Consider the following 25,749-nt stretch of genomic DNA (forward strand, 5'->3'; position numbering starts at 1 on the left):
CCTCTGTCCGGCCGTGCTCGTGCCCCCTCCGAGCGAGGTAGCGCGGAGGGGGCGCAAGTATGCTCAGCCGGCCCGCAACTGCAGGGCGGTGAGCAGCGCGGCGGGCGTACGCGGGTCGTCCAGCGTGACGGCGAAGCGACGCCCGTTGGTCTGGTGGACGACCAGGCCGGGCCCGCGGCGCAGCACCAGGGCAGCCCGGCCGGGAGTGACGCGGTAGCCCCAGCCGCCCCATTCGAGGGGCTCGATCTCGGTCACCTCGACGCCGGCGATGTCGGTCAGCGGGATGGTCTTCAGCGGGACGGCGAGCAGGCCGGCCACCAGACGCAGGCCCCGGCGGTCGGCGGTGACGCGGATGCGGCCGAAGACCAGGCCGATGAGCACCGGCACGGCCGCGAGCGGCCAGATCGGGGCCGCGCCGACGGCGGCGACCACCGCGATCAGCACGGCGGACGCGGCGGTCAGGGCGAGGATCAGCGGGGCGCGCAGGGTGGTGCTCCAGGCGGCGCGCTCGGTCGGGGCCAGGTCGAGCGGCGCGACGGCCGGAGCCGGTGACTGCACCGCGCCCGGCGACGAGCCGGCCACCAGGGCCACGATCGCGCCCCAGCCCAGGCCGGCCACGAAATACAGCAGGCGCCAGCCCAGACGCGGGTCGCCCGGACTCTGCAGGGTTGCCGTTGCGGAGGCCACCCAGACGCCGGTGGTGCTGCCGGCGAGCGCCCCGGCCGCGCCCAGCAGATAACGCGAACCGTAGGCGCCGCCCGCGCGCAGGGCGATCACGATGCCGGCCATCCCGGCCACGACGCCGAGGACCAGCATCACCGTCCAGAAGCCGCTCGACGAGCTGAAACCGTCGGCCGTGCCGGCGCCGTTCCAGTGGGTCGCCATTCGGTCGGGCAGCCGTTCGGACCAGATGGGCCAGGTCGCCGCGGTGACCACCACGGGCAGCCAGATCAGGATGATCGCGGCCAAAGTCCTCGGTCGGTTCATGGCTGTGCCTCCCTCATTATCGCGAGCATTTCCGCGTCGCCCAGGCCCTGCCGCCGCGCCTCGCCGACGAACTGGCGGGCCAGCTCGACCAGCCGCAGGCGGGCCGGATCGGCGTCGCCGCGGACCATCGCGCCCCGGCCACGCCGCAGCTCGATCAGTTCCTCGTCGCGGACCTTGGCGTAGGCCCGCAGCACGGTGTGCAGGTTGACGTCGAGCACGTCGGCCAGCTCGCGGGCGGCCGGCAGGCGGTCGCCCGGCGCCAGCTCGCCACGCAGGATGCCGCCGCGCACCTGCGCGGCGATCTGATCGGCCAGCGGCTCGGCCGCCGCCACATCCACCCGGAACAACATGTTTGCATTCTACTATAACAATCATGCGCGCGAGCATGCGGGCTCGACGGTGCCGGGTGCATGCGCTCAGCAGAGACCCGGTTGCGCCGCGGCCTACTTCAATCCAGAGCCGGGCTTCAATCCAGAGCCGGGGCTGACGTCGCGGGAATCGGCGCCGAGGGGGCGGGCTCAGGCGCCGGTCACAGTGGTCACTCCGCCGACCACGACCACCGCGCCGAGGGCGACCAGAAGGGCGGTGCAGAGCTTGCGCGTACGCGGGGTGGGTGGCGCCTGATCCAGCGCGGCCACCAGCACGCCCCACACGACCGCGAGGCCACCGGCCAGGAATCCGAGCATCGTTGCAGAATGCCGTCACCGGCCGGTGGGAAGCTCCAACGGCCGGTGACGTGAAGGTGAATACCGCGACTACTTCTGCAGGAGGGCGGCGGCCCGGTCGAGGTCAGCCTGCTTCACCGCGGCCAGGGAGCCGAAGTTCTTCACGGCCTGGTAGTACACCCAGGCCAGGCTGTTGCAGGCGGCCCGGGAGACAGTGCTGTAGGTGGCGCAGACCCGCTGCAGGTCGGCGTAGAAGGTGCTGTCGAGGCGGGCCTTGTTGGCGGAGAAGGCGCCGATCGCCTTGTAGTTGCGGTAGCCGAAGTCGTGATGCCAGCAGGACATGTCGAAGGTGAAGCCGAGGGGGTTGTCGGGGCTCGAGGAGCAGTAGTCGGTCGACCAGTCGAAGTTGTACGACACCCACGGTGGACGGTTGGTGCGGGCGTCGTTCCAGGCCGCGGTGCTGGCAGCGGTCGGCTGCGTCCACCGGGCGAGGACGGTGGCCTTGGAGTCCGCCGCATGGGCGGCATTGGCCGGGAAGAGGGCGGCGACGGCGAGGAGTAGAACGACGAAGACGCGTCGGGTCATCGGAGCCTCCTGTGAGGGGATGCTCCGAGCCTCGGACCCACGGCTGAACTAATCCATGCTGGTCGATGAAATCCGCCGCCCGCCGGGGGAAATTACCGGCGAGTATTCCTTAACGATCATTCATGTGGTTAAGGTCAGTATTTGAGGTGCTGCCGGGTCAGCTTGGCGACGTTCTCGACCAGCGCGATGCCGTCGTCCATCGACTGGTTGTTGTGCGACAGCACGGCCACCGAGACGTTCACCTTGCCGTCAGGCGAGGTCACCCGGCCGATGGTGTTGACCGCCCACAGGCCGCCGTCGGCCGAGCGCGTGTCCCAGCCGTTCTTCACCGTGGCGGTCTCGCCCGGCTTGGCCACCGCCGGCACGCCCCAGTCCTGGGTGTCGTCGACGGTGTTCATCAGCGTGAAGGCGGTCTTGCGCGAGTCCTCGTCGAGCGGGCCCTTGGTGTCGACCAGCTTGTTGAGCAGCCGCACCTGGTCGGCGGCCGTCGTCTTGGTCAGGCCCCAGGCCCTGTTCACCGTCGTCTGGCTGAGGCCGAGGCGCTTGTTGCACTTGGTGATCGCGCTCTTGCCCCCGAGGTGCTCGAACAACTCGGTGGTGGCGTCGTTGTCGCTGGACTGGATCATGGGGGTGGCCAGGGCCATCTCGCCCTTGGTGGGCTCCCGGTCGGCGTCCTGCGCCTTGAGCAGCTCGCAGGCCAGGATCTGGGCCTTCACGATGCTCGCCGTGTCGAACGTCTCCGACCCCTGGTACGCGTACGTCTGGCCGGTCTTCTTGTCGAGGACGGCCACCGAGAAGTCGGGCGTCGTGGCCGCGACCTGCTTGAGCGCGGCGTCGAGCGCCTTGGCCCGCTTCGCGCGCTCACGCTTGGCCAGCTCCTCGGCACTGGGACCGGCCGGTTTCGCGTTGCCGCCGCTGATCGCCGCGGGCAGGACGCCTTCGTCGTCGTCGGTCAGACCGAGAACGATCAGGCCGCCGCCGCCCAGAATCACGGCCGCCGCCACAGCAATGATGAGGTTTCGGGATGACCGCACCGGAGCATAGTGCCGCCTTCTCCGCGAAGACTCAAACCCTCGTACGCTCGGCGGCGGCATCGACACTTTGCGTGATCGACATCAACCGCCTTTGATGCGCTCGCTCACTCCGCCCGGCCCGCGCTCTCGGTAGGGGCCGCGCTCTCGGTAGGGGCCGCGCTCTCGGTAGGGGCCGCGCTCTCGGTAGGGGCCGCGCTCTCGGTGTCGGCCTGCGCGTGGGCGGCGCGTTCGGCGTGCCAGGCGTTGATGGGGTCGCTCTCACCCTCGTACTCCTGCGCGTCGTCGTTCTCGTAGGCGCTCGGCGTCTCGCGGGCCGCGAGGTCGGCCGGAAGGCGGACGGTGACGGTGGTGCCGCTGTTCTCGTCCGAGGCGACCTCGATGGCGCCGCTGTGGTTGTCGATGATGGTGCGGGCGATGGCCAGACCCAGGCCGGTGCCGGGAATCGCCTGCTTGATCGCGTTGGTCGCCCGGAAGAAGCGCCCGAAGAGCGCCTGCTGCTCGGCGGCCGGGATGCCCATTCCGGTGTCGGCCACCACCAGCACCGCCTGATGACCGCGGCGCTCGGCCCGGACCGTCACCTTGCCCTCGGCCGGGGTGAACTTGACGGCGTTGGTCAGCAGGTTGTCGAGCACGCGGTCGAGTTGCGCGCCGTCACCGCGTACGGGAAGAGGGCCCCGCAGATCCAGATGCAGGGCCACCCCGTTCTTGGCCGCCACCGGGCCGATCGTCACCAGGGCGCGGTCGATCACCTTGGCGAAGTCGAGCGGCGTGCGGTCGCTGCCGTAGCCGCCGGACTCGATCTTCGAGAGCGTCAGGATGTCCTCGACCAGGTCCCGCAGGCGCCGCGTGTTGCGGGAGATGACGTCGAGCATGCGCCGCTGCGGTTCGCTCAGCTCGTCCGGGTCGCTGTCGCGCAACAGCTCCAGATAGCCCGAGATGCTGGTCAGCGGCGTGCGCAGCTCGTGCGACACGGTCGACATGAAGTCGGTCTTGACCGTGTCGAGCGCCTGCAGCCGGGCGGTGACCTCTTCCTCGTGGCGGCGGATGTCCTCACTGCGCCGGGCGACCGCGTTGACCGCCTCGGCCAGGGTCCGGATCTCGGTGGGGCCGGTGGTGGGGTCGGCCCGGGCGTGACGTTCTCCTTCCCGTACGCGATCGAGGGTCTCGACGACCGCGCCGAGCGGCCGGGTGAGGCGCCGGGTGGTGCGTACGGCGGTCAGCAGGGCGCCCGCCGTCACGGCCAGGGTGAGCACCGAGACGACCCCGATGGCGATCCCCTGCAGGGCGCCGACCTGGCCCCGGAGGTCGTTCGAACGGGCTTCGAGCGCCAGCCGGAGCTCGTCGTTGGCGGTGGCGAAGTCCTGGAACAGGGTGGATCCGCGCTCGGCGGACCGGATCGCGGCGGCGCTGCGGGGCGGCTCGAGACGCTGGTCCTCAGCGCTCGCCCACCAGCCGTCGGCCCGCGCGACCTGGACGGCGGCCGACAAGGCGTGCTGCCGCCCGCTCAGCCGGCGCAGCTCGTCCCCGGCCACCGCGTACTCGCTGCGCGCCCGGTAGTAGGTGTCGAGCATCCGCTCGTCGCCGGTCAGCAGGTACCCACGCAACCCGCGCTGGGCGTCGCTGAGCACCGCCCGCACCTCGGCGTTGGCCAGCTGTAACGGTTGCACCTCGCCGGTGAGCTGCTGCACGCCCCGGTTCTCGACCAGCACGACAGCCAGTTCGGCGATCCCTGAGCCGACGACGAGCGCGACCAGAACCGCGAAGGCTCTGTTCAGCAGCCTGCCGACGGTCCCTTCACGTCGCATCGTCCCGACGCGCTCCCAGCCGCCCGGCCCTCACGCCCAGCCGCCCGGCCCTCACGCCCAGCCGCCCGGCCCTCACGCCCGGGCCCGGCTCAGGAGGGCCTGGATGCGGGAGACCAGTTCGCGGGGGCTGAAGGGCTTGGTGACATAGTCGTCGGCGCCGGCACTGAAACCGCCCTCGACGTCCTGTTCCTGCACGCGGGCGGTGAGCATGATGATCAGGATCCCGGCCGTGGCCGGGTCGGACCGCAGCATCCGGCAGACCTCGATCCCCGACAACCCGGGCATGGACACGTCCAGCACCGCCAGCGTCGGTTGCCGGCTGCGCGCCTGCTCGACCGCCGTCTGCCCGTCCTCGACGGCGATCACCTCGAAGCCCGCCTGCTCCAGCTTGAACGCCACGAGGTCGCGAATGTCGGCGTCGTCATCGGCGACCAGGACCACCGTCACGGCACTCTCCCTCGGTTGTCAGCGCAGTCGCTACTTATCGGGACCATATCCGGTTAGTCACGATTGTGAGGCCGCTCCTTGAATGCCGGAAAGTAGCGGAACTGTGCAACTGATGCGCACCCGCCGCGCAGCAGAGCTGCATCCTCGCTCGGGTCTCCTGGATTGCAGGCCCCACCAGCACCGGACAGCAGGAGGTTCCCGATGAACACGGTCCTCGACTCCATCCGCTCCGAGGCGCTCTTCGCCTCCACCCTGCAGCGCTCCCAGAGTCCCACCCCCGAACTGATCCGCGAGGTCGTGACCACCACGGTCGACCGCCTCGGCGAGGCCCGCTGCGCCGAGGTGGTGGCCCAGGAGTTCGGCGAGCACCCCGACTGCGCCCTCGGCCGCATGCGCTGGGCCCGGAACGCCGTCCGCAACGCCTTCGCCTGACCGCTTCGCCGCTTGGCCGTTCCCGCCGCCCGACCACCCTCGGCGCTTGGCCGCTCTCGGCGCCTGACCCTTTCGTCCCCTGGTCTCCTTTTCGTCGCCTGGCCCATCCCCGGGTGAGGGAAATGTGGGACGGGGGTGGTGCGGGATCGGCCGTGGGCCTTAGGCTCGGCGGCATGCTGCACGCGCGATTGAACTGGTGGCCCGCCTGACCGGCGGTCCCCACGCGCGTTGACAACCACGCGGCCGCCTCCCCGAGGCGGCCGCTTTCGCATGGTCAGGCCTCGGTCGGCGCCGCCGAGACCCGAAAGAGGACCACCATGCGGCCTTTCGCCCTGCTCCACCGGGACGGCGCCGACCACGTCGAGGTGCTCACCGGTGACGTCGTGACCGTCGCCTCGCTCGACGACATCCCGCTGCACCGGGGCCGGCCCACGCTCGCCGTGATCCCCTACCGGCAGATCACCGAACGTGGCTTCGACTGCGTCGACGACGGGGCGCCCCTCGAATGCCTGGTCGTCCGGTCGTCGCGCCAGGAACCGCTCGACGCCTTCCCGCCCGGCCCGCTCAGCCTCAGCGGCGGCGGCTTCGACCTCTCCGACGACGAGTACGGCGAGATCGTCGAGGACGTGCTGCGCGACGAGATCGGCCACGGCGAGGGCGCCAACTTCGTCATCCACCGCGTGTTCCAGGCCCGGGTCGAGGGTGACCCGATCGCCGCCGCCCGGGCCGCCTTCGGACGCCTGCTCGCCGCCGAACAGGGCACCTACTGGACGTTCCTCGTGCACACGGGCACCCGCACGCTGGTCGGCGCCACCCCGGAACGGCACGTCAGCGTTGCCGACGGGATCACCATGATGAACCCGATCAGCGGCACCTTCCGCAACGGCTCGGGCCGCCTGCTCGACTTCCTCCAGGATCCGAAGGAGGTCGAGGAGCTCTACATGGTGCTCGACGAGGAGCTCAAGATGATGGCGACCGTGGCCGAGCACGGCGGCCAGGTGGCCGGCCCGTACCTGAAACAGATGACCCACCTCACCCACACCGAGTATCTGCTGGCCGGGCGCGGTTCGCTGGACGTCCGGGACGTGCTGCGCGAGACCATGTTCGCCCCCACGGTGACGGGCAGCCCGATCGAGAACGCATGCCGGGTGATCGCACGCCACGAGCGCCGGGGCCGCGGCTACTACGCCGGCGTGCTGGCTCTGCTCGACCACGACGCCCAGGGCCGCCAGACGCTGGACGCGCCCATCCTGATCCGGACGGCGGAGATCTCCCCGAGCGGCGAGCTGCGCGTGCCGGTCGGGGCGACGCTCGTACGCCACTCGACAGCGGCCGGCGAGATCGCCGAGACACACACCAAGGCGGCCGGCATTCTGGCCGCCCTGGGCGCGGTGAAGACCCAACCCTCCCCGGTACGCACGGAAGCCGAATCCCCCGAGGTGCAGGCCGCCCTGGCCGCTCGCAACGACGGTCTGGCCCGATTCTGGCTTGATTCCCGCGCCCCCGGCGCGCTGACCGTCCCCGCTCTGGACGGCCGCACAGCCGTGATCGTCGACGGCGAGGACACCTTCACCGCGATGCTGGCCCACCAGCTGCGCGCCCTCGGCCTGGCCGTAACAGTCGTCCCGTGGACGGCCCTGCCGGTCGGGGCAGCGCCGGCTCGGCTCGGAACGGCGGACGTCGACGTGGCCGGAGCCGACCTGGTGATCGCCGGCCCGGGTCCCGGCGATCCCGGTGACGCGCACGACCCGAAGATGGTGGCGCTGCGCGGGCTGATCGCCGCCCGTCTGGCGGACCGCAAGCCCCTGCTGGCCGTGTGCCTGGGCCACCAGATCCTGGCCGGCTCGCTGGGCCTGACGCTGCACCGCCGGAACTCGCCCTACCAGGGGCTGGCACGCGAGGTCGACCTCTTCGGCGTGCGACGACGGGTCGGCTTCTATTCGAGTTTCACCGCGCTGGCGCAGCAGGAGCTGATCCCCACCCCCCACGGCCCGGTGGAGATCGCCCGCGACCCCGCCGACTCGGCCGTGCACGCGCTGCGCGGCCCCGGGTTCGCCGGCCTCCAGTTCCATCCCGAGTCGGTGCTGAGCCGCGACGGCGTGACCGTCCTCACCGAACTTCTGCCGCAATTGATGACGGATGTGATTAGCCCGGCCACGAACGGGTAGCGATGAAGACTGCCGGTGGTTCAAGGGGATCGAGAGCCTCCGCTTGGGCCACCGGCCCCGCTCGCCGGCGGGACACTCAACCGGCCGGATCGACAGGCCGTCCGGGTCGTTCCGACCCGGGTGCTCACCCGGCCAGCACATCGTCCAGCACCTCGATGAGCCTCTCGGGCTGCTCGAAGAGCGCCGCGTGACCCGCGCCGGGCACGACGGTCAGCTTCTTGCTCGGCGCCCGTAACCGCGCGTACCAATCCTCGAAGACCACCCGCAGTCCGCGCATCTCGTTGCCGCCCAGGAGGAACCAGGCCGGCACCGGCAGGCTCGGCGCGTCGCGACGAAGGTCGATCCCCTGCATCCGGGGATAGAGAACGCTCCACGTGTCGAGGATCGCGTTCAGCATGTGGACCTTCTGGAGCAGCGTGTATTCCTTGACCCCCAGCCCGAAGCCGGGCGCCGGCTGGTCGTACGCCTGATTCTCGTACGTCATGATCGGCTCGTAGCCCCAGACGTCGGCGTAAGGGGGCGGGCCTTGCGCGGTCAGCTGCTGGACGACCTCGGCCCGACCGGTGGACCGCGCCCAGGCCACGATGTCGTCGTAGAAGATCCGGTCGCTCTCCGGCAGGTCGACGGCCTGGCCGGAGCCGATGTAGGCGGCGAACTTCTCCGGATGCCGCTGAAGGGCGAGCACGGACAGGATCGAGCCGCCGGAATGGCCGAGCAGGTAGATCTTCTCCTGGTGGAACCGCTCGCGCAGATAGTCGGCCACGTCGAGGATGTCGTCGACCGCTCGGCCGAGCGTGACGCGCGACGTCGGGTCGAGCGCCGGATACGACGAGCCGCCGCCGCGCCGATCGAGCGTGGCCATCACGAAGCGCTGCTCGACGGCGGCCAGGTGGTTGCGGACGTTGCCCAGCTCGGAGCCGCCGGGGGCGCCCGGGACGAAGAGCAGCACCGGAAGGTCGGCGCCGGTGCTGCGGATCATGACGCCGAGCCGGCCCACCCGCGCCAGCTCGGCCACCCCGCCCGGAATCGGCGCGGTGCGGGCCGGAACGGCGACAGCGGCGGTCAGAAGCAGCACAGCGGCCGTGGGGAGGGCGACCAGCACCCGGCTCAGGCGGCGTCGGACACCGCGGCCGACCGCGAGGCCGAGCAGAAGGGGCAGCAGGGTCAGCACTATCTGCAAGCCCCGGCCGGTGACCAGGACGATCACCCCGAACGGGCTGCCGTGAGGCGGGCCGGTGGACGGGCCGGCGACGCCGGTGCGGGCGATCTCGAGCGCCACGACGAACAGGACCGGCACGACCAGCCACACCAGGCGTGACCGGCCGGAGCGGCCGGCGGCCCAGCCGATCGCCGCGCTGACGGCGACCGAGACCAGCGCCTGGGTGATGGTGAGCGGGCCACGCGGGGTCAACCACCCCACGACCGCGCCCCAGAGCGCAGCGGCCAGGCCCCAGAGGAATGCGGGAAGGAAAGTCATGGCGCTGAGGATCGCGGTTCGCGCCCGGAAGCGCAGCCGCCATCGGTCGGGGGTCGACCCAGTACTTTGGTAGGTCCTCAAGCGACTCCGCGGCTCGTAGGCTTCGCTCATGTCGTCGCTTCTGTTCGCCTTGCTGGTGCCCGGTCCGCCGGGCAACCGGCCGGCGGTCGTGCGCGACCGGACGGCCGACTTCCTGGCCTTGCTGATCGCGCTGTTCTACGGCGCGATCATGGTTCCGCTCGGCGACGCCACCTCGTCGCAGGCCGCGATCCCGTGGCAGGCCGACGTCGCGATCGGCGTCGCCTGCCTCCCCGCTCTGCTCCTGCGCCGCCGGTGGCCGCTCGGTCTCTGCCTGGCGCTGCTGCCGCTCGGCGCCATCTCGGTCATGGCGACGGGCCCGATCCTGGTGGCGCTCTTCACCGTGGCCATCCGGCGACGGGCCACCCTCATGCTCGGGCTGGCCGCCGTTCACGTCGGCACCGGCGTCGTCTACTACGCGCTTCAGCACGATCCGCCGTTCGATCTCTGGGTCGATCTGCTCCTGCGATCGGTCACGGTGCTGGCGGCGGTCGGGTGGGGGCTGTTCCTGCGCGCCTACCGGCATCTGACGTCCTCGCTACGCACCGAGACGGCGAACGAGCGGGCCCAGCAGCAGTTGCGGATGGAACAGGCTCGGCTGACCGAGCGCGCCCGCATCGCCCGCGAGATGCACGACGTGCTGGCCCACCGCATGTCGATGGTGAGCCTGCACGCCGGCGCCCTCGAGGTCCGGTCCGACGCCCGCCCCGACGAGATCGCGACGGCCGCCCGCACCATCCGCATCAGCGCCCACGAGGCCCTCGAAGAGCTGCGCTCGGTCATCGGCATCCTGCGCCAGCCCGCCACCTCCGGGCAGCCTCGATCTCAGCCCAACGGTGACGGCGATTCCGAACTCCTCACCCAGGCGACAGACTCCACACCGGAACCGACCAGCTCCACGCCGGCGCCCGCCAGCTCCACGCTGGGGACGGCCGGCCCAGCCCGCCTGGCCGAAGATGACGATCTTTGGGACGTCGGCGACGAGCCGCAGGCGGAGGGCGTCGCCGAGCGGTTGGAGCGCCTGGTGGTCGAGCCGCCGCAACCGCGGTTCTGGGATCTGCCCGAGCTGTTGGACGGCGCGCGCACGGCGGGCATGAACATCGACTTCGCTTGGGTGGTACCCCGGGCGGCGCCCTCGCAGGAACTGGGGCGCACGGCCTACCGGGTGGTGCAAGAGGCTCTGACGAATGCCCGGAAGCATGCCCCCGGGTCCGACGTCAGGGTCATGCTCGACGGCGGCGGCGACCGCGATCTCCGCATTCTGGTCGACAACTCGCTGGGCTCGTGGCATGGCGACGTCCGCGAGGAAGAGCTACCCGGCTCGGGCACCGGCCTGATCGGCGTCGGCGAGCGGGTGGCTCTGGTCGGGGGCCGCGTCGAGTACGGCGCCGATGGCGACCGCTTCCGATTGGAGGCGTGGCTGCCATGGCAGGAGTAACTCCGGGCGGGCGGCCAATTCGGTGCGGGCGGCCAACTCGGTCGGAAGCGTGGCGGCCATGGCGGAGCTGACTCCGGGCGGGCGACCGGTGCGGGTGGTGATCGTGGATGACGATCCGATGGTGCGGACGGGGCTGCGGTTCATGCTCGGCGGGTCGGCCGACCTCGAGGTGGTGGGGGAAGCCGCGGACGGGGCCGAGGCGATCACGGCGGCCGACGCGCACTGGCCCGATGTGATGCTGATGGACGTCCGGATGCCCCGGATGGACGGAGTGGAAGCCACGCGGCAAATCAGAGCACGGCCTCGGGCTCCGCAGGTGCTGATACTGACGACGTTCCACGCCGATGAGTACGTGCTGGAGGCCATCCGCAACGGCGCTACCGGCTTTCTGCTCAAGGACACGCCGCCCGAGGAGCTGATAGCGGCCGTCCGGAAGGTGGCGGCCGGGCAGAGCATCCTCTCGCCGAAGGTGATCGGGGCCGTCGTGAGCTTTGTCGCTGCCTCGGGGGCGGGGTCACGACGGGCTCAGGCCAACGAGCAGTTCGGCAAGCTGACGGATCGGGAGCGGGAGGTCGCGATCGGGCTGGGGCACGGCTGGTCCAACGCCGAGATCGGGAACGCGCTGGGCATGGGCGTCTCGACGGTGAAGGGCCACGTGTCGAGAGTTCTGGGCAAGCTGGGCATGAACAACCGCTCGCAGGCGGCGGTGATGGTCCACGACGCCGGCCTGGTGTGAAGGGGTGGCGGAAACGGCAGAGCGCCCGGCGGGGAGGCCGGACGCCCTGCTGTTCGGGGGCGGGGGTGGGATCAGGCGGCGGAGACTCCTGCCGCCTTGCCCTCGTGGAGGGTGAGGTTGTGGCCGTTGCGGGGGTCGAAGAGGTGGATCTTGTCGAGGTTCATCCAGACCCGGGCATCGACGCCGTCGCGGACCCGGGACTCGGCCGACAGCCGGGTCACCAGGTTGTCCTGCGGAGGCAGGTCGGCGCCGCCGGCGTCGGCGGTCAGGTCTTCCAGGTCGGCGGCGGTGGCGCGATCGCCCTCGACCGTGAAATAGACATACTTGTCCGAGCCCATCGACTCGACCAGGTCCACCGGCATCGTGAACTCGAAGCCCTTGGTCCGCTGATGCTCCTCGATCAGGGCCGCGTCCTCGAAATGCTCAGGGCGGATGCCGACGATCAGCTCCCGGGGAGCGTCCGCGCCGCTCAGCGCGCTGCGCATGCGGTCGACCAGCGGCAGATCGCCCAGCGGCGTGCGCAGCACCGACTCCTCGACCGTCGCCGCCAGGAAGTTCATCGACGGCGAGCCGATGAATCCGGCCACGAACAGGTTCACCGGGTTGTCGTACAGCGTCTGCGGATCACCCACCTGCTGGATGTAGCCGCCGCGCATCACCACCACCCGGTCGCCGAGCGTCATCGCCTCGGTCTGGTCGTGCGTCACGTACACCGTCGTCGTGTTCAGCTGCTTCTGCAGGCGCGACACCTGCGTACGCATCTGGACCCGCAGCTTCGCGTCCAGGTTGGACAACGGCTCGTCCATCAGGAACGCCTTCGGGCTGCGGACGATCGCCCGGCCCATCGCCACCCGTTGCCGCTGGCCACCCGACAGGTTGGCCGGTTTGCGGTCGAGGTGATCGGTCAGCTCCAGGACCCGCGCCGCCTCGTCGACCTTCTGCTTGATCAGCGCCTTGTCCATCTTGGCCAGTCGCAGCGGGAACGCCATGTTCTCGCCCACGGTCATGTTCGGGTAGAGCGCGTACGACTGGAACACCATCGCGATGTCCCTGTCCTTGGGCTGCTTCTCGTTGACCCGCTGGCCGCCGATGCGCAGCTCCCCGCTGGAGATGTCCTCCAGACCGGCGATCATGTTCAGGGTCGTCGACTTCCCGCAGCCCGACGGCCCCACCAGGATGATGAACTCCCCGTCGGCGATCTCCAGGTCCACCTCGTGCACGGCGGTGGTGCCGTCCGGGTACTTCTTGGTCACCTTGTCGAGAACAATGTCAGCCATCGATACCTAACCCTTCACGGCGCCGGACGTGAGGCCCGCGACGATGCGCTTCTGGAAGAACAGCACGAACAGGATGATCGGAATGGTGATCACCACGGCGGCCGCGGAGATCGCGCCGGTGGGGTCCTCGAACTGGGAGGCACCGGTGAAGAACGACAACGCCACCGGGACCGTGCGGGACCGCTCGGTCGAGGTCAGTGAGATGGCGAACAGGAAGTCGTTCCAGCAGAAGATGAACACGAGGATCGCCGTGGTGAAGACGCCCGGCGCGGCCAGCGGCGCGATCACCTTGCGGAAAGCCTCGCCCTGCGTGGCCCCGTCCATCTTGGCGGCCTTCTCCAGGTCCCACGGGATCTGTTTGAAGAAGGCCGACAGGGTGTAGATCGCCAGCGGCAGCGCGAACGTGATGTACGGGAGGATCAGGCCGGGCCAGGTGTCGAACAGGCCTGTGTTGCGCTCGATGTTGAACAGCGGCGATACGAGCGACACCTGCGGGAACATCGCGATGAGCAGCGAGACGCCGACGAGCAGCTGCTTGCCGGGGAAGTCGAGCCGGCTGATCGCGTACGCCGCCATCGTGCCCAGCACCACGGCGATCAGCGTCGAGATCAGCGCGATGCCGATCGAGTTGATCAGGGCGCGGACGAACTGGTCGGTCTGGAAGATCAGTTTGTAGTTCTCGAACGTCCATTCCCGGGGGATGAAGTTGCCGTCGGTGAGCGTGGCCGGCGTCTTGAACGACAGCGACGCGATCCACAGCACGGGGATGAGCGCGAACACGACCACGACCGCGTCGAGCAGACCCCATTTGACCTTGGCAGAGGTAGTGGCGACAGCCATCAGCGTTTCCCTTCGTCGCTACCCGGCGCGGCCGTGCCGAACAACTTGACGAAGACGAACGCGATGATCGCCACGGTGAGGAAGATCAGCACGGACATCGTGGAGCCGATGCCGAGGTTGAGTCCCTTGATCAGGTTGTTGTAGGCGATCATCGAGACCGAGGAGGTCTCGTTGGCGCCGTTGGTCAGCACGTAGATGTTGTCGAACACCCGCAGCGCGTCGAGCGTGCGGAACAGCAGCGCGACCAGGATCGCCGGCTTCATCACGGGCAGCATGACCTTGGTGAACCGCTGCCACCAGGTCGCGCCGTCCATCGAGGCGGCCTTGAGCAGGTCGTCCGGCACGAGCGCGAGCCCGGCCATCAGCAGCAGCGCCATGAACGGCGTGGTCTTCCAGATCTCGGCCAGGATGATGATGCCGAGCGCGCTGGCCCGTTCGGTGAGGGGCGCCCCGTCCGGCGCAAGCAGGTTGGCCAGGTAGCCCGTGCCCGGCGTCCAGGCATAACGCCAGCTGAACGCGGCGACGACGGTCACGATGCCGTACGGGATGAGGGCCGACGTCCGCACCAGGCCGCGCCCGACCAGGGTGCGGTGCATGATGATCGCGAGCCCCATGCCGAGAACCAGCTCGACCACGACCGAGACGACCGTGATCAGCATCGTCACCCCGAAGGCGGTCCACCAGTAGCCGTTGGTGAGCACGGTGACGTAGTTGGAGAACCAGACGAACTCCCGCTCGTCGGGGAACTTCAGGTCGTACCGCTGAAGCGACAGCCAGAACGAGTAGAGGATCGGGTAGGCGGTGACCGCCACCATCACGAGCGCGGCCGGTGCGCACAACAGCCAGCCGAGCTTTCTCTCCTGCTTCTTGCCCTCGCTGAGCTCGACTCGCTTGCGGCGGCCGCGCTGTTTCGGGATGGCCTTCTGTTCGGCGTCGGCCGCGGCCGAGGTCGCCGGCGTCGTGCTGGAGACGCTCACGGCAGCACCCCCTTCGAGTCGATGGCGGCCTGAATGGATTTCTTGAGCGATTCGGCCGTACGCGAAGGGTCGATCTCGTCGGGCGGCGAGAGCTCGGCCGCCACCACGGTCGAGAGGTTCTGGTACGCCGGGGTGCGGGGCCGCGGCGCCGCGGTCTTCAACTCCTCGAGCAGCGTGTCCTTCATCGGGTAGGCCTCGGCCATCTCGGGATCGTCGTAGACGGACTCGATGGACGGCGGCTGCCCGGCGTTGATCGCCAGGTACTTCTGGCTCGCCGGTCCGCGCAGGCACTTGGCGGCCTCGAAGGCGAGGTCGGGATGCTTGCTGTAGGCGCTGACGGCCAAATTGGACCCGCCGATCGTGGTGACGCTGGGCGTGCCGGCGTCGATGCCCGGGTAACGGGCCCAGGCGACGTTCTTGGCCAGATCGGGCGCGTCGCTCTGCATCGAGGCGTAGACGTACGGCCAGTTGAGCTGGAACGCGCCGCCGCCGGTCTGGAACGCGAGGCGGACGTCGTCCTCGATCGCGTTCGAGAAGGACGGGCTGGTGACGCCGGACGTGGCGAACGTCTTCAAGGTGCGCAGCGCGTCGACGGCGCCCTGGTCCATCACCGCCGTCTTGCCGTCGTCGCTCACGACGTGCCCGCCGGAGCTGGCCACCAGGCTGTTGAAGAGCACGACCAGACCCTCGTACTGGGCGCCCATGGTCAGCACCTGGTAGGTCTTGCCCTCGGCCTGGAGCTGCTGCGACATCTGGATCATCTCGGCCCACGTCTTCGGCGGCGTCGGCACCAGGTCCTTGCGATACCAGAGCAGCTGCACGTTCGTGTTGTTCGGCGCCGCGTACAACTTGCCGTTGTATTCGCCCGAGGCCATCGGCCCGGGCAGCGTGCCGTTCTCGATCTCGGCCCGGTCGTCGCCGGTCCATTCCTTGATCCAGCTGGCGCTCGCGAACTCCTGGGTCCACGTGACGTCCATGCCCAGGATGTCCATGCTGTCGTCCTTGGCGGCGAGCCGCCGCACCATCTGGACCCGTTGATCGTCGGCCTGCCGCGGCAGCACCTGGTAGACGATCTTGTACCTGCCCGCCGCCTCCTGATTGCAGGTGTCGATGACGGTCTGCATGTTCTCGACGGGGAATTGATAGAGATTGAGGACGGGCACGCCGCCCTCGTCTGATCCGCAGGCTGCCAACGGTGCGAGCAGGGTGATCGCGGCTCCCGCCGCGAGTGCCCGGGCGCGCAGGGTGCGCCGTTGCGGATGTCGGTCTGTGATCGCCATTGACCCTCCATCCGGCCGGTAACACGTCAAGTGACCTTGGTCACTTGACGGCCAGTGCTTGTCCTGCCCCACACGGTGATGTGGCAAACCAGAAATGCATTCAAGGGATCCAGGCGCTGGGCGCTGGCGGGTCAGACGATCCCGCGGCGCTGCGCCGCCGGGCCAGGTCGAAGTCGCATCCCGTCGCTGTGCCCGAGCTGCTACCGAATAGCACTCGACCATCGGCCTCCGAATTTGCATACCGGCCCGGCGGCAGCCGAAGGGTCCCTCAACGAACGGCACAGCGCCGGTCGCCTCGAGGGGAGCAAGCGGTGTTCCGTAGCGCTGGACGTGCCGAGGCCGAGCGGGCCACCGCCGAGGTGAGCACCCAGGTCAACGCCAGCCAAGCTCGCGTCGACGCGGTCACCGCGTCGCTCGCGGAGATCCACACCGCAGTCGAAGAGATCAACCAGACGCAGAGGTTGATCGGCGGCGTCCTCACCGAACAGGTCGCCGTCACCGGCGCCATCCTCAACTGAGCGGAGTCCATTCATGTCAAGCAACGCAACTTCCTGGGCCCGCCTGCGCGACGGCAACCTGCGCTGGACCCAGGACCGCAGCACCGCCGCCGCTGACCGGGGCGCGGCCCGCCGTGCGCAGCTCAACGAATCGCAGAACCCGTTCGCCCTCGTGCTGGGCTGCGCCGACTCGCGCGTGCCGGCCGAGATCCTGTTCGACCAGGGACTGGGCGACCTGTTCGTGGTGCGCACGGCCGGCCACGTCGTCGACGCGGCCGCGCTCGGCTCGGTGGAGTACGCCGTCGAGATCCTCGGCGTCTCCCTGATCGTGGTGCTCGGCCACGAGGGCTGCGGCGCCGTCGCCGCGGCAATCCGCGTCGTCGACGAGGGCCTGGTCCCGCCCGGCTACATCCGCGACATCGCCGAGCGCATCGCACCCGACGTGGCCCGCGCCCGCCGCGCCGGCGCCGTCACCCAGGCCGAGATCGGCGCCCAGCACTCGCGCTACACGCTGGAACTCCTGCGCGAACGCTCATCCATGGTCGACGCCGCCCTGCGCCGCGGCGCCGTGACCGCCGTACCCGCGCAGTACTGCCTCTCCACCGGCCTGGTGGCCGAGGTGCACGCCCCGGTCCTCGCGACCGTCTGACCCGCCCCTTTCGATGGCCGCGCTCCGGTCAGGCTGACCCTGGCCGGAGCGCGGCCATCACGTGTTCGACCAGCCCGTCGGCGTACTCGTCGGTGAGCGGGCCGGTGCGCAGCAGCCAGCGGTGGAAGATCGGCCCTGGGCGTGGCCCGCGTCGTCGACTCGGCCACCGCGACCGCCGGCGAGCTGCGCGATCACCTGATCGCCCGCACCGGCCCCGACGTGCTCGCCCGCAGCCAAGAGATTCAGCGCGACGTGCGAACCCAGGGCGGCGCCCCGCACGCGGCCGACCTCATCGAGAAGATGGCCGGGTGACACGGCGACGGCCGGCCGGTGAGAGCCCCACCGGCCGGCCGTTTTCCCCATCCCCCGCCCTCCGGGCGCCGGAGCTCAGGACGAAGGTTCGCTGCCCTGGCAGTGACGCCGGAGCCAGCGACCCTCCACCTGCTCCACCAGCCCCGCCACCCGGTAGGGGAAGTTCTCGTCGCGGGCCGCGAACGCCTCGCTGAGATCACGCACGGCCTGTCCGGGTTCGTCGGGCGACGTAGAGGTCGTAGACCCGCCAGGCCAGAGCGACGAGGAGGACTCTCCGTCGCCCACCGGTGAGGCACTCATCCCGGTCCACAGGAGCCGGAACTGGCGATGCCTCAGCGGGCCAGTGGACCGGGGAGGCTCACTCGGCGCTGCGCAGCCTGCCGGCCGCGGCCAGCTCGGTGACGACCGCGTTCAGCTCGTCGAGCTCCTCGTCGGAGTTCGCGGCCGTGACCTGGGCCCGGAAGCCCACCTGGTCGCGCGGCACCAGCGGGTAGGCGGCCAGCGTGACATAGAGGCCGCGGTCCCAGAGCAGCTTGCCGACCACGTCGATGTCCTCGCCGGCGGCCAGCGGCAGCTCGATCACCGGGGTGCTGCCGGTGTTCGGGGTGAAGACGCCGAGGGCCCGCACGTGGTCGAGCACCTTCATGGTCTTGCGGTACAGGTCGGCGCGGATGTCGTCGCCGCGCTTCTCGTTGAGGTCGAGGCCGGCCTTGACGGTGGCCAGCGACGCGGTGGGGGCGGGACCGGAGTAGAGGTACGGCGGGGCCGAGACCTTGAGGTGGTTCTTGAGCCAGGTCGGCAGGGCCAGGAAGGCCAGCAGCGACGAGTACGACTTGGAGAAGCCGCCGACGAGCACGACGTTGTCGTACGTCTCGCCGCTGTACTTGACGATCGCGTTGCCCTTGAGACCGTACGGGGACTTCTCGTTGGCGCCACGCTCGCCGATCACGCCGAAGCCGTGCGCGTCGTCCACGTAGAGCAGGGCGCCGTACTCGCGGGCGACGGCGGCGAACGCCTTCAGGTCGGGCGCGTTGCCGGTCATGCTGTTCACGCCGTCCATCGCCACGATCTTCGAGACGCCGGCCGGGGCCGCGGCCAGCAACTCGCGCAGGTGCTCGTGGTCGTTGGCGCGGAAACGACGCACGGTGGCGCCCAGGCCACGGGCGTACATGGAACCGTCGTAGATGGTCTTGTGCGCCTGCGAGTCCAGGAAGACCATGCCCTTGCCGGCCAGGATCGGCAGCACCGACATGTGGATGTGCGTGATCGTCGGCAGCACGAGGGTGTCGGGCGCGTCGAGCAGCGCCGTCAGCTTCTCCTCGATCTGCGGGTAGAGCGACGGGTTGCCGAGCAGGCGCGACCAGCTCGGGTGGGTGCCCCAGCGGGCGACCTCGGGGGCGATCGCGTCCATGATCTCGGGCTCGAGGTCGAAGCCGAGGTAGTTGCAGGACGCGAAGTCGGCCAGCCAGTGGTCGCCGACCCGGATGCGACGGCCCTTGATCTCCTCGATCGTGGCGTCGTACATCGGGTTGCCGCTGCGCAACCGCTCCAGGTCGGCCCAGCGTCCGTCGCGCTGGACGAACTCGAGTCCGGAACCGGCGAGGGGAGCGTCGTTCATGGGGGTGAAGGTCCTTTCAGTGGTGGGCGACAGCGGAGTTCCGCATGCGCAGGTACTCCAGGAATTCGTCGGCGGTGACCGGCTTGGAGAACAGGTAGCCCTGGCCGTACGAGCAACCCATCCCGGTCAGTGCGGCGCGGTGCCCGTCGAGCTCGATGCCCTCGGCCACCACGGCCAGCTCGAGGGTGCGGGCGAGACTGACGATCGTCTCGACCAGCGCCATCTGCTGCGGGTTGTGCAGGATGTCGTCGATGAACGACTTGTCGATCTTGAGAACGTCCACCGGCATGCTGCTCAGGTAGCTGAGCGACGAGTAGCCGGTGCCGAAGTCGTCGATGGCGATCCGCACGCCCATCGCGCGGAGTTCGCGCAGGTCGCGCCAGACCTGGTCGACGTCGTGCAGCACGAGGCTCTCGGTGACCTCGAGGAGCAGCCAGTGCGGGTCGGCGCCGGTCTCGGCGAGCACCGCGCGGACCTCGTCGACGAAGCCGGGCGTACGGAACTGACGGGCCGAGACGTTCACGCTGACGTACCGCATGTGGCTGCCGGCCTCGATCCGGCGCCAGTGGGCGAAGGTGCTCAGCGCCTCGCGCAGCACCCAGCCGCCGATCGCGACGACCGAGCCGTTCTCCTCGGAGAGCTCGATGAACTCGTTCGGGCCGAGCAGACCGCGCACCGGGTGCTGCCAGCGCACCAGCGCCTCGAGCCCGGCCACCTCCCCGGTCGGCAGGTCGATGATCGGCTGGTACCGCAGGCGCATCTGGCCGCCGGCCACCGCGTCGTTGAGCGCCGAACGCATCTCGAGCCGGTGCAGCATCGCGTCGTGCATCTCGTCCTCGTAGCGCTGCCACGTGTTCTTGCCCTCGGTCTTGGCGCCGTACATCGCCACGTCGGCCCGGCGCAGCAGCTCGCTGATGCCGGCCGCCTCAGCGCTGGTGGCGATGCCGACGCTGGCCGCGCCCCGGATCTGGTGGACGGCGCCGGTGGCGTCGGTGACGTCGATCGATTCGGCCAGGGCGGCCACGATCCGGTCAGCCACCCGTTCGGCCTCGCCGGCGTCGCTGATCCGGTCGATCAGCACGGCGAACTCGTCGCCGCCGGTGCGGGCCACGGTGGCCAGCGGGCCCACCACGTCGGTGATGCGGCGGCCCACGACGGACAGCAGCTGGTCGCCGGCGGCGTGGCCGAGACTGTCGTTGACCTCCTTGAAGTCGTCCAGGTCGACGAAGAGGACACCGACCTCGTGCCGGCGTTCGGCGGCGTACGAGGCCGCGTTCTCCAGCCGGTTCTGGAACAGGGCGCGGTTGGCCAGCCCGGTCAGCGAGTCGTGGTAGGCCTGGTGGGCCAGGTCGTTCTCGAGGCGGCGGCGCTCGGTGACGTCGCGGATGGTGACCACCAGCCCGTTCACGGCCGGGTCGTCCCGCAGGTCGCGGCAGGTGCACTCCACCTGGAGCAGCAGGTCCTCGCCGGAGACCGCGGTCAGGTCGACGCCGTCGCGCGGGCCGCGGCCGTTGCGCACCTGATCGAGCAGGTCACGCAGCTCGGCGTGGTCGGTGCCGGCGATCAGGCGGGCCAGCGGCAGGCCGATCAGGTCGGTGCGGCCGAAAACGGGCAGCGCGGACGGGCTGGCGTACCGGATGGTGTCGTCGTCGCCGACGATCAGGATCACGTCGGACGCGCTCTGGATCAGCGCCCGGAAGTAGTCCTCGCTGCTCCGGCGGTTCACCTCGTCGGTCAGGTTGATGCGCTCGACGGCCATGGTGGCCTGGGCCATCAGCGCCTCGAAGGAGGGCTCGATCGCCGTCAGCACCTCGTCGCCGGCGGCCAGATAGACCCGGTTGTGGCGCAGGGGGCCGTTCCTGGTGCGCCCGGCCGAGACTGCCTCGGCGTAGAGCGCCCACTCGAAACCCTCGAGCTCGACCGCGACGTCGGCCGGCAGACCGGCGACGCGCACCCGGCCGGTGGACATCAGCCCGGTGACCGCGTCCGGCTCGGCGTCGGAACCCCGCATCACCCAGCGGTGGTCCTCGCCGGTCGGCACGATCGACGTGACGGCGTTGGTCAGGGCCGCGCCGGCCTGGTCCACGCTGCTGGCGGCGACCAGGTCGGCCCCGGTGATGCGCAGCGTGCGCTCGCGGGCCGCGTTCTCGCGCTGCTGCTGCATGAGCCCGGCCACGCGGGCCATGACCAGCAGGAACATGACGCTGGAGGCGGTCGCGATCATCGGCGCGTCGGTCACGCCCTGGTTCAGATCCTCGATCAGGAGCACGGCCGGGGCGATCAGCGCGGCCACCGACATGAGGGCCAGGCGGCGGCCGCCGGTCACGCTCTGCGGGAGCCGCTCGCTCGTCGTCAGGCGGCGCATCGACGGGTGCAGGGCGGAGAGCGCGGTGGCGGTGTAGAAGAGCACCCAACCGGCGTCGACCGGGCCGCCCACCTGCCAGGTGCCCTCCAGCTGGCGCAGGCCGTAGATGACGTCGGTGATCAGCAGGCTGCCGACGCCGGCCACGAGAACGTGCAGCGCGACCGGCTTGCGGCCGCCCGCGGTGAGCAGGCGGGCCAGCATGGCCAGGGCGAGCACGTCGCCCAGCGGGTAACCCGACGAGACGGCCTTCTCGACGAAGCCGAGGTCGGAGTCCCGGACGTACGGGGCGATGAGGAACACCCAGGAGAGCAGCCCGAGACCGACGGTGGGCACCAGAGCGTCGAGCAGCGCGGCCCGGTTGCCGGCGCCCGAGCGGGACCGGATGAAGATCAACAGCGCCCCGGCCAGCATCGGGTAGACCATCAGGTAGAACAGGTCGGCCAGCGACGGGAACGGGTTGGCGACGTGCAGGTAGTCGGTCAGGACGTTGTACGTGGTGTCGCCGAACGTGAAGCTGACCAGCACCGCCGACAGCAGGTACCAGGGCAGGCGCCGTGCTGGTCGGTGCACGCGCGCGCCGACCAGCACGGCGGCGGACGCCGAGAGACCGATCGCCGCCCACGAGTACATGCTGTACTGCGGGAACGCGTAGAAGCCGACAGTCAGGGCAGCTATCCAGGCGCCGAAGCACACCTGCGTGCGAGAAGCCGACATCCGTGCTTCCGATCTGTCTCAGGGCGGCTGAGCCCCCCTGATCGGCACCCGGATGTGCTTGCTGAAGAATCCCGGGTCAGCTCATCCGGTGAAGCGCGGCACGCACCCGGTCGAGGTCGCGCCGTCGCCGCTCGAGCGTGGTCGCCAGCAGCACCAGCAGCAGACCGGCCACCGCGAGCGGGATCCACCGCGGGATCAGGTCCCACACCTCGGCCAGCTCGTGCAGGGCCAGCACGGCCAGCACCCCGCCGCCGAGGATCACCGGCGCGCGCAGCCGGGCGACGACCCCGGCCGCCACGGCCGCCACACAGACCACGCCCAGCACCAGCCGGCGCGCGTACTGGTCGTCGTCGGCGGCCAGGATCACGAACAGGTGAGGCAGAAGCCCGACCGCCAGCGCCGGGCTGTAGACGACCCAGCTCGAGCGGCCCCGCCCGAGGACGAGACCGGCCGCGAGCAGGGCGGCGTCGAGGATCAGGGCGGTCCACCAGGGCAGGCCGAGCCCGGCCGGCACGGCCAGAACCAGCACGGCCGCCGCGGCGAGCACGCTGACACGCCACCACCGAGCCGTGGCCAGCAGCGCCAGGGCCGCGCCGAGCAGCGCGACGGCCGCCGGCAGCTCCCAGCCGGACGGACCGGCCAGGGACCTGTCGAGCGCCCACACCCCGGCTTCGGCGGCCAGCGCGAAGGCCACCAGACCGGGCGCCGCCGCCACGGCCAGCGCGCCGAGGCGGCCGTAGAACCGGCCCACCCCGGCCAGAACGAGCGCGACGACGGCCACCGTCAGCAGGGCGTCCCCGTGGACGATCAGGTGCGCGACCCGGCTCGCGGCGACGCCGGCGGCCACCACGAGCAGGTTGTCCCCCACCGGCCGGGCCGAGAGCAGCCGGGTGCCGGCCAGCACCACGGCGGCGGCGATCAGCAGGGCGCCGCTGGACGCGGCGGCGTCGCCCGGGTCACCCGTCGTGAACAGGCCGAGCAGCGCGCAGGCGCCGGACACCAGGACCGCGAGGCCACCCGCCACGGCGCCGGCCCGGCGCAGACCGCCGGACAGCAGGGCGAGCACGACGACGTCGAGGCCGGCGACCGCGGCGAAGGTCAGGGCCCAGCCGGTGGCGCCGGGCTGGGCCGGGACCATCAGCATCGGGATCACCGGCTGGGCGATCACCAGGGCGGCGTAGCGGGGGCCGGTCAGGCCGGTGACGTGCTCGTAGCCGGCGGCCAGGGCGGCGGTCACGGCGAAGACGGCGCTCGCGTAGCCCCAGCCGTTGGTAGCGGCCACGCCGAACAGGTCGACGTGCCAGGCGGCGTACCCGTCGAGAAGCACGAGCAGCAGGCCGACCGCGGCGAAGGTCTCGGCGGTGGACCGGAGGCCGCGGCGGAGCGCGGCGAACGGCGCGGCCAGCGCGATACCGGTGAACGTGAGGAGCACGAGCGCGCGCCCGCCGATGCCGAACTGGGCCCAGGCCACCGCGGCGAAGACGATCGCGGCCACGCCCAGCAGCAGGCCGCCGAGGACGAAGAGGACGTTCTGCGCGACCTTGGACGAGACCTCCTTCGGCGCCGGGGACGCCACGAGCAGCGAGGCCCGCACCCGGGCCGCCGCGGCCTGTCGCCGGTTCCAGACCTGGGCCAGCTTCTCCTGCAGCTGCCCGATCTGCTGGTTCAGCTCGGCGATCTCGGCATCGGCCGTGACCACCTCGATCGCGTCGGGATCGGGGCCGCGCCCGCAGGACGGGCAGCCGGTCTCCGGCGAGGCGGCGCTGCCGCAGGCGGGGCAGGGATACGTCATGCCCCTGATCCTCGTGCCCGGCCCGGACGAGCGGGTGAGCACACGTACTCATCTTGACGCGAGCCGTCATACTTCCCGGCAATGATCGAAGCCAAGGGATTGACGAAGCGGTACGGCCGCACCCATGCCGCACAGGACGTGACGTTCACTGCCGCGCCCGGCCGGGTCACCGGTTTCCTGGGGCTGAACGGCTCGGGCAAGACGACCACGCTGCGCATGCTGCTGGGACTCACCCGTCCGACGAGCGGCGAGGCGCTGATCGAGGGCCGGCGCTACCACGACCTCAAGGACCCGCTGCGGCAGGTCGGCGCGGTGCTCGAGCAGGGCCTGATGCATCCCGGCCAGACCGGGCGGGGGCATCTGCGCACGCAGGCTCTGCTCTGCGGCGCCGGGCGCGAGCGCGGTGAAGAGCTTCTCGAGTACGTCGGACTGGCCGACGCCGCCGGCCAGCGCACCGGCGACTACTCGCTCGGGATGCGGCAGCGGCTCGCGGTCGCGACGGCGCTGCTCGGCGAGCCGTCGATCCTGGTGCTCGATGAGCCGGCCAACGGCCTCGACCCGTCCGGCATGGCCTGGCTGCGCGGGTTGCTGCGCGCGCACGCCGACGCGGGCGGCACGGTGCTCATTTCCAGCCACCTGCTCTCCGAGCTCGAGCTGCTCATCGACGACGTGGTGATCATCGCGGGCGGCCAGGTGCGGCTGAACGCGCCGCTCGCCGCGGTGGCCGGTGACCAGGCCGGGCACCTGCGGGTGCGCGGACGCGACCCGAACGCGCTGTGGCAGGCGTTCGAGCAGGCCGGGGCCGAGGTGACCACGGACGGACAGGTTCTGTTCGTCACCGGGATCGACCCCGAGGACGCCGGCGAGATCGCCCTGGGCGCCGGGATCGCGATCTACGAGCTCACCGCCGAGCAGCCCAGCCTCGAACGGACCTTCCTCGACCTGGCCGGCGCCGCATGATCGCCGTCCTGCGCAGCGAGCTGCACCGCACGCTGACCATCCCGTCGAGCTGGCTCTCGATGGGCCTCGCGGTGGTCATGGGCATGTCGTTCGCGCTGTTCAGCGTCGACTTCTGGTCGCTGTTCGTGGCGCTCGGGGTGTTCGGCATCGCGGTCGTGATCACCTCGCAGCATTACCAGCACCGGACGGCTGTGCTGCTCTTCCTGGGCCAGCCGCGACGGCTGCGGGCGCTGGCCGCCCAATGCGTGTGCGCGATCCTGCTGGGCCTGATCGTGGCCGTCGTGAGCGGCGTGACGACGATCCTCAGCCGCGAATTCGAGCAGTTCACGGGCACTCTGGCGGCGACGCCGCTGCTCGCGCTGTTCGGGGTGGCGAGCGCGACGGTGATCCGGCGGCCGGTGGCGCTGTTCCTCGCGTACGGCACCTGGTTCGTCTTCGCCGAGGGTCTGGCCTTCCGGTTCAAGCAGCCGCTGCCGTTCACGACCTTCATGAGCGCCGCCGGCGGTAACACGCAAGGCCTGCTGCTCTTCTCCGGGTACGCCGCCGCGGCCCTCGGTGTCGCGGCCTGGTTCATCCGCCGGGACCTCGCCGACTAGTGACCCGGGTCACTCAAGGT

At 70.6% G+C, this 25,749-nt stretch carries 25 protein-coding genes; 9 read left to right on the forward strand and 16 right to left on the reverse strand.

From position 1 onward, the window contains the following. Positions 1-63 precede the first annotated feature (63 nt). The 7 genes from LXN57_RS35350 to LXN57_RS35380 all read right to left on the reverse strand — a co-directional run bounded on the left by LXN57_RS35350 (position 64) and on the right by LXN57_RS35380 (position 5,523). Entirely contained in the window at positions 64-987 is a 924-nt protein-coding gene (locus LXN57_RS35350) for a DUF1648 domain-containing protein (protein ID WP_251802578.1), read from the reverse strand. After that, complete coding sequence (locus LXN57_RS35355) at positions 984-1,337, reverse strand: GntR family transcriptional regulator (RefSeq protein WP_251802579.1); 354 nt, start codon at positions 1,335-1,337, stop codon at positions 984-986. Before LXN57_RS35355 ends, LXN57_RS35350 begins: the two co-directional genes overlap by 4 nt. A gap of 168 nt (positions 1,338-1,505) precedes the next feature. After that, a complete protein-coding gene (locus LXN57_RS35360; RefSeq protein ID WP_251802580.1) occupies positions 1,506-1,673 on the reverse strand; it encodes a hypothetical protein in 168 nt (55 codons plus the stop codon). Positions 1,674-1,742: 69 nt separating this feature from the next. Next, positions 1,743-2,237: a phospholipase gene (locus tag LXN57_RS35365; RefSeq protein ID WP_251802581.1), complete on the reverse strand. Its 495-nt coding sequence runs from the start codon at positions 2,235-2,237 to the stop codon at positions 1,743-1,745. A gap of 134 nt (positions 2,238-2,371) precedes the next feature. After that, complete coding sequence (locus tag LXN57_RS35370) at positions 2,372-3,271, reverse strand: serine hydrolase (RefSeq protein ID WP_251802582.1); 900 nt, start codon at positions 3,269-3,271, stop codon at positions 2,372-2,374. Between the two features lie 104 nt (positions 3,272-3,375). Next, complete coding sequence (locus LXN57_RS35375) at positions 3,376-5,076, reverse strand: ATP-binding protein (protein ID WP_251802583.1); 1,701 nt, start codon at positions 5,074-5,076, stop codon at positions 3,376-3,378. Between the two features lie 72 nt (positions 5,077-5,148). Continuing rightward, positions 5,149-5,523, reverse strand: a complete 375-nt coding sequence (locus LXN57_RS35380; protein ID WP_221381424.1) for a response regulator transcription factor — start codon at positions 5,521-5,523, stop codon at positions 5,149-5,151. Positions 5,524-5,724: 201 nt separating this feature from the next. Here LXN57_RS35380 and LXN57_RS35385 point away from each other — a divergent pair, with 201 nt between their 5' ends. Then, positions 5,725-5,955, forward strand: coding sequence for a hypothetical protein (locus LXN57_RS35385; RefSeq protein ID WP_251802584.1), 231 nt, complete (start codon positions 5,725-5,727; stop codon positions 5,953-5,955). A 317-nt stretch (positions 5,956-6,272) separates the two neighbouring features. Continuing rightward, positions 6,273-8,123 carry an anthranilate synthase family protein gene (locus LXN57_RS35390; protein WP_251802585.1) on the forward strand — a complete coding sequence of 617 codons (1,851 nt, stop codon included), beginning with the start codon at positions 6,273-6,275 and terminating at the stop codon, positions 8,121-8,123. Positions 8,124-8,247: 124 nt separating this feature from the next. Here the strand turns inward: LXN57_RS35390 and LXN57_RS35395 are convergent, their stop codons facing one another. Next, on the reverse strand, positions 8,248-9,600 hold the full coding sequence (locus LXN57_RS35395) for an alpha/beta fold hydrolase (protein ID WP_251802586.1): 1,353 nt from the start codon (positions 9,598-9,600) through the stop codon (positions 8,248-8,250). A 109-nt stretch (positions 9,601-9,709) separates the two neighbouring features. Between LXN57_RS35395 and LXN57_RS35400 the strand changes: the two genes are divergently transcribed. Together LXN57_RS35400 and LXN57_RS35405 are read left to right on the forward strand one after the other, a co-directional pair. Continuing rightward, on the forward strand, positions 9,710-11,116 hold the full coding sequence (locus LXN57_RS35400) for a sensor histidine kinase (protein ID WP_251802587.1): 1,407 nt from the start codon (positions 9,710-9,712) through the stop codon (positions 11,114-11,116). A gap of 58 nt (positions 11,117-11,174) precedes the next feature. Further along, positions 11,175-11,852, forward strand: coding sequence for a response regulator (locus LXN57_RS35405; RefSeq protein WP_251802588.1), 678 nt, complete (start codon positions 11,175-11,177; stop codon positions 11,850-11,852). A 71-nt stretch (positions 11,853-11,923) separates the two neighbouring features. On the opposite strand, the gene LXN57_RS35410 is transcribed toward LXN57_RS35405, so the two are convergent. From LXN57_RS35410 to LXN57_RS35425, 4 genes are read right to left on the reverse strand one after another with little or no spacing between them, the layout of a single operon-like run. Beyond that, on the reverse strand, positions 11,924-13,129 hold the full coding sequence (locus LXN57_RS35410; RefSeq protein WP_251802589.1) for an ABC transporter ATP-binding protein: 1,206 nt from the start codon (positions 13,127-13,129) through the stop codon (positions 11,924-11,926). Between the two features lie 6 nt (positions 13,130-13,135). Beyond that, positions 13,136-13,969 carry a carbohydrate ABC transporter permease gene (locus tag LXN57_RS35415; RefSeq protein WP_221381431.1) on the reverse strand — a complete coding sequence of 278 codons (834 nt, stop codon included), beginning with the start codon at positions 13,967-13,969 and terminating at the stop codon, positions 13,136-13,138. Then, the gene (locus LXN57_RS35420) at positions 13,969-14,946 is read right to left on the reverse strand and encodes a carbohydrate ABC transporter permease (RefSeq protein ID WP_285904707.1); all 978 of its coding nucleotides are present in this window, start codon (positions 14,944-14,946) and stop codon (positions 13,969-13,971) included. The genes LXN57_RS35415 and LXN57_RS35420 overlap by 1 nt, the downstream gene beginning before the upstream one ends. Next, entirely contained in the window at positions 14,943-16,226 is a 1,284-nt protein-coding gene (locus LXN57_RS35425) for an ABC transporter substrate-binding protein (protein ID WP_251802590.1), read from the reverse strand. Before LXN57_RS35425 ends, LXN57_RS35420 begins: the two co-directional genes overlap by 4 nt. 311 nt (positions 16,227-16,537) lie before the next feature. Between LXN57_RS35425 and LXN57_RS35430 the strand changes: the two genes are divergently transcribed. From LXN57_RS35430 to LXN57_RS35440, 3 genes are all read left to right on the forward strand, one after another. Further along, on the forward strand, positions 16,538-16,744 hold the full coding sequence (locus LXN57_RS35430) for a hypothetical protein (protein WP_251802591.1): 207 nt from the start codon (positions 16,538-16,540) through the stop codon (positions 16,742-16,744). Between the two features lie 13 nt (positions 16,745-16,757). Then, positions 16,758-17,372 carry a carbonic anhydrase gene (locus LXN57_RS35435; protein ID WP_251802592.1) on the forward strand — a complete coding sequence of 205 codons (615 nt, stop codon included), beginning with the start codon at positions 16,758-16,760 and terminating at the stop codon, positions 17,370-17,372. 141 nt (positions 17,373-17,513) lie between these two features. Further along, complete coding sequence (locus LXN57_RS35440) at positions 17,514-17,684, forward strand: hypothetical protein (protein WP_251802593.1); 171 nt, start codon at positions 17,514-17,516, stop codon at positions 17,682-17,684. 75 nt (positions 17,685-17,759) lie between these two features. On the opposite strand, the gene LXN57_RS48055 is transcribed toward LXN57_RS35440, so the two are convergent. The 4 genes from LXN57_RS48055 to LXN57_RS35455 all read right to left on the reverse strand — a co-directional run bounded on the left by LXN57_RS48055 (position 17,760) and on the right by LXN57_RS35455 (position 24,173). After that, positions 17,760-17,888 (reverse strand): hypothetical protein, encoded by a 129-nt coding sequence (locus tag LXN57_RS48055; RefSeq protein WP_285904708.1) that lies wholly within the window; start codon positions 17,886-17,888, stop codon positions 17,760-17,762. Positions 17,889-18,042: 154 nt separating this feature from the next. Next, the gene (locus LXN57_RS35445) at positions 18,043-19,302 is read right to left on the reverse strand and encodes an aminotransferase class I/II-fold pyridoxal phosphate-dependent enzyme (protein ID WP_251802594.1); all 1,260 of its coding nucleotides are present in this window, start codon (positions 19,300-19,302) and stop codon (positions 18,043-18,045) included. Positions 19,303-19,318: 16 nt separating this feature from the next. After that, a complete protein-coding gene (locus LXN57_RS35450) occupies positions 19,319-22,381 on the reverse strand; it encodes a putative bifunctional diguanylate cyclase/phosphodiesterase (protein WP_251802595.1) in 3,063 nt (1,020 codons plus the stop codon). Positions 22,382-22,457: 76 nt separating this feature from the next. Then, positions 22,458-24,173 (reverse strand): SCO7613 C-terminal domain-containing membrane protein, encoded by a 1,716-nt coding sequence (locus LXN57_RS35455; protein ID WP_251802596.1) that lies wholly within the window; start codon positions 24,171-24,173, stop codon positions 22,458-22,460. 81 nt (positions 24,174-24,254) lie between these two features. Here LXN57_RS35455 and LXN57_RS35460 point away from each other — a divergent pair, with 81 nt between their 5' ends. Together LXN57_RS35460 and LXN57_RS35465 are read left to right on the forward strand one after the other, a co-directional pair. Next, positions 24,255-25,133: an ATP-binding cassette domain-containing protein gene (locus LXN57_RS35460; RefSeq protein WP_251802597.1), complete on the forward strand. Its 879-nt coding sequence runs from the start codon at positions 24,255-24,257 to the stop codon at positions 25,131-25,133. Beyond that, positions 25,130-25,729, forward strand: coding sequence for a hypothetical protein (locus tag LXN57_RS35465; protein WP_251802598.1), 600 nt, complete (start codon positions 25,130-25,132; stop codon positions 25,727-25,729). Before LXN57_RS35460 ends, LXN57_RS35465 begins: the two co-directional genes overlap by 4 nt. Positions 25,730-25,749: the final 20 nt, after the last annotated feature.

The organism is Paractinoplanes hotanensis (genome assembly GCF_023717965.1).
Classification (GTDB): Bacteria; Actinomycetota; Actinomycetes; order Mycobacteriales; family Micromonosporaceae; genus Actinoplanes; species Actinoplanes polyasparticus.

Excerpts from the sequence above, each read along its gene's own strand:
- LXN57_RS35350 (WP_251802578.1), bottom strand. The coding sequence starts at position 987 with ATGAACCGACCGAGGACTTTGGCCGCGATCATCCTGATCTGGCTGCCC.
- LXN57_RS35355 (WP_251802579.1), bottom strand. The coding sequence starts at position 1,337 with ATGTTGTTCCGGGTGGATGTGGCGGCGGCCGAGCCGCTGGCCGATCAG.
- LXN57_RS35360 (WP_251802580.1), bottom strand. The coding sequence starts at position 1,673 with ATGCTCGGATTCCTGGCCGGTGGCCTCGCGGTCGTGTGGGGCGTGCTG.
- LXN57_RS35365 (WP_251802581.1), bottom strand. The coding sequence starts at position 2,237 with ATGACCCGACGCGTCTTCGTCGTTCTACTCCTCGCCGTCGCCGCCCTC.
- LXN57_RS35375 (WP_251802583.1), bottom strand. The coding sequence starts at position 5,076 with ATGCGACGTGAAGGGACCGTCGGCAGGCTGCTGAACAGAGCCTTCGCG.
- LXN57_RS35385 (WP_251802584.1), top strand. The coding sequence starts at position 5,725 with ATGAACACGGTCCTCGACTCCATCCGCTCCGAGGCGCTCTTCGCCTCC.
- LXN57_RS35390 (WP_251802585.1), top strand. The coding sequence starts at position 6,273 with ATGCGGCCTTTCGCCCTGCTCCACCGGGACGGCGCCGACCACGTCGAG.
- LXN57_RS35395 (WP_251802586.1), bottom strand. The coding sequence starts at position 9,600 with ATGACTTTCCTTCCCGCATTCCTCTGGGGCCTGGCCGCTGCGCTCTGG.
- LXN57_RS35400 (WP_251802587.1), top strand. The coding sequence starts at position 9,710 with ATGTCGTCGCTTCTGTTCGCCTTGCTGGTGCCCGGTCCGCCGGGCAAC.
- LXN57_RS35405 (WP_251802588.1), top strand. The coding sequence starts at position 11,175 with ATGGCGGAGCTGACTCCGGGCGGGCGACCGGTGCGGGTGGTGATCGTG.
- LXN57_RS35410 (WP_251802589.1), bottom strand. The coding sequence starts at position 13,129 with ATGGCTGACATTGTTCTCGACAAGGTGACCAAGAAGTACCCGGACGGC.
- LXN57_RS35415 (WP_221381431.1), bottom strand. The coding sequence starts at position 13,969 with ATGGCTGTCGCCACTACCTCTGCCAAGGTCAAATGGGGTCTGCTCGAC.
- LXN57_RS35425 (WP_251802590.1), bottom strand. The coding sequence starts at position 16,226 with ATGGCGATCACAGACCGACATCCGCAACGGCGCACCCTGCGCGCCCGG.
- LXN57_RS35435 (WP_251802592.1), top strand. The coding sequence starts at position 16,758 with ATGTCAAGCAACGCAACTTCCTGGGCCCGCCTGCGCGACGGCAACCTG.
- LXN57_RS35445 (WP_251802594.1), bottom strand. The coding sequence starts at position 19,302 with ATGAACGACGCTCCCCTCGCCGGTTCCGGACTCGAGTTCGTCCAGCGC.
- LXN57_RS35450 (WP_251802595.1), bottom strand. The coding sequence starts at position 22,381 with ATGTCGGCTTCTCGCACGCAGGTGTGCTTCGGCGCCTGGATAGCTGCC.
- LXN57_RS35455 (WP_251802596.1), bottom strand. The coding sequence starts at position 24,173 with ATGACGTATCCCTGCCCCGCCTGCGGCAGCGCCGCCTCGCCGGAGACC.
- LXN57_RS35460 (WP_251802597.1), top strand. The coding sequence starts at position 24,255 with ATGATCGAAGCCAAGGGATTGACGAAGCGGTACGGCCGCACCCATGCC.
- LXN57_RS35465 (WP_251802598.1), top strand. The coding sequence starts at position 25,130 with ATGATCGCCGTCCTGCGCAGCGAGCTGCACCGCACGCTGACCATCCCG.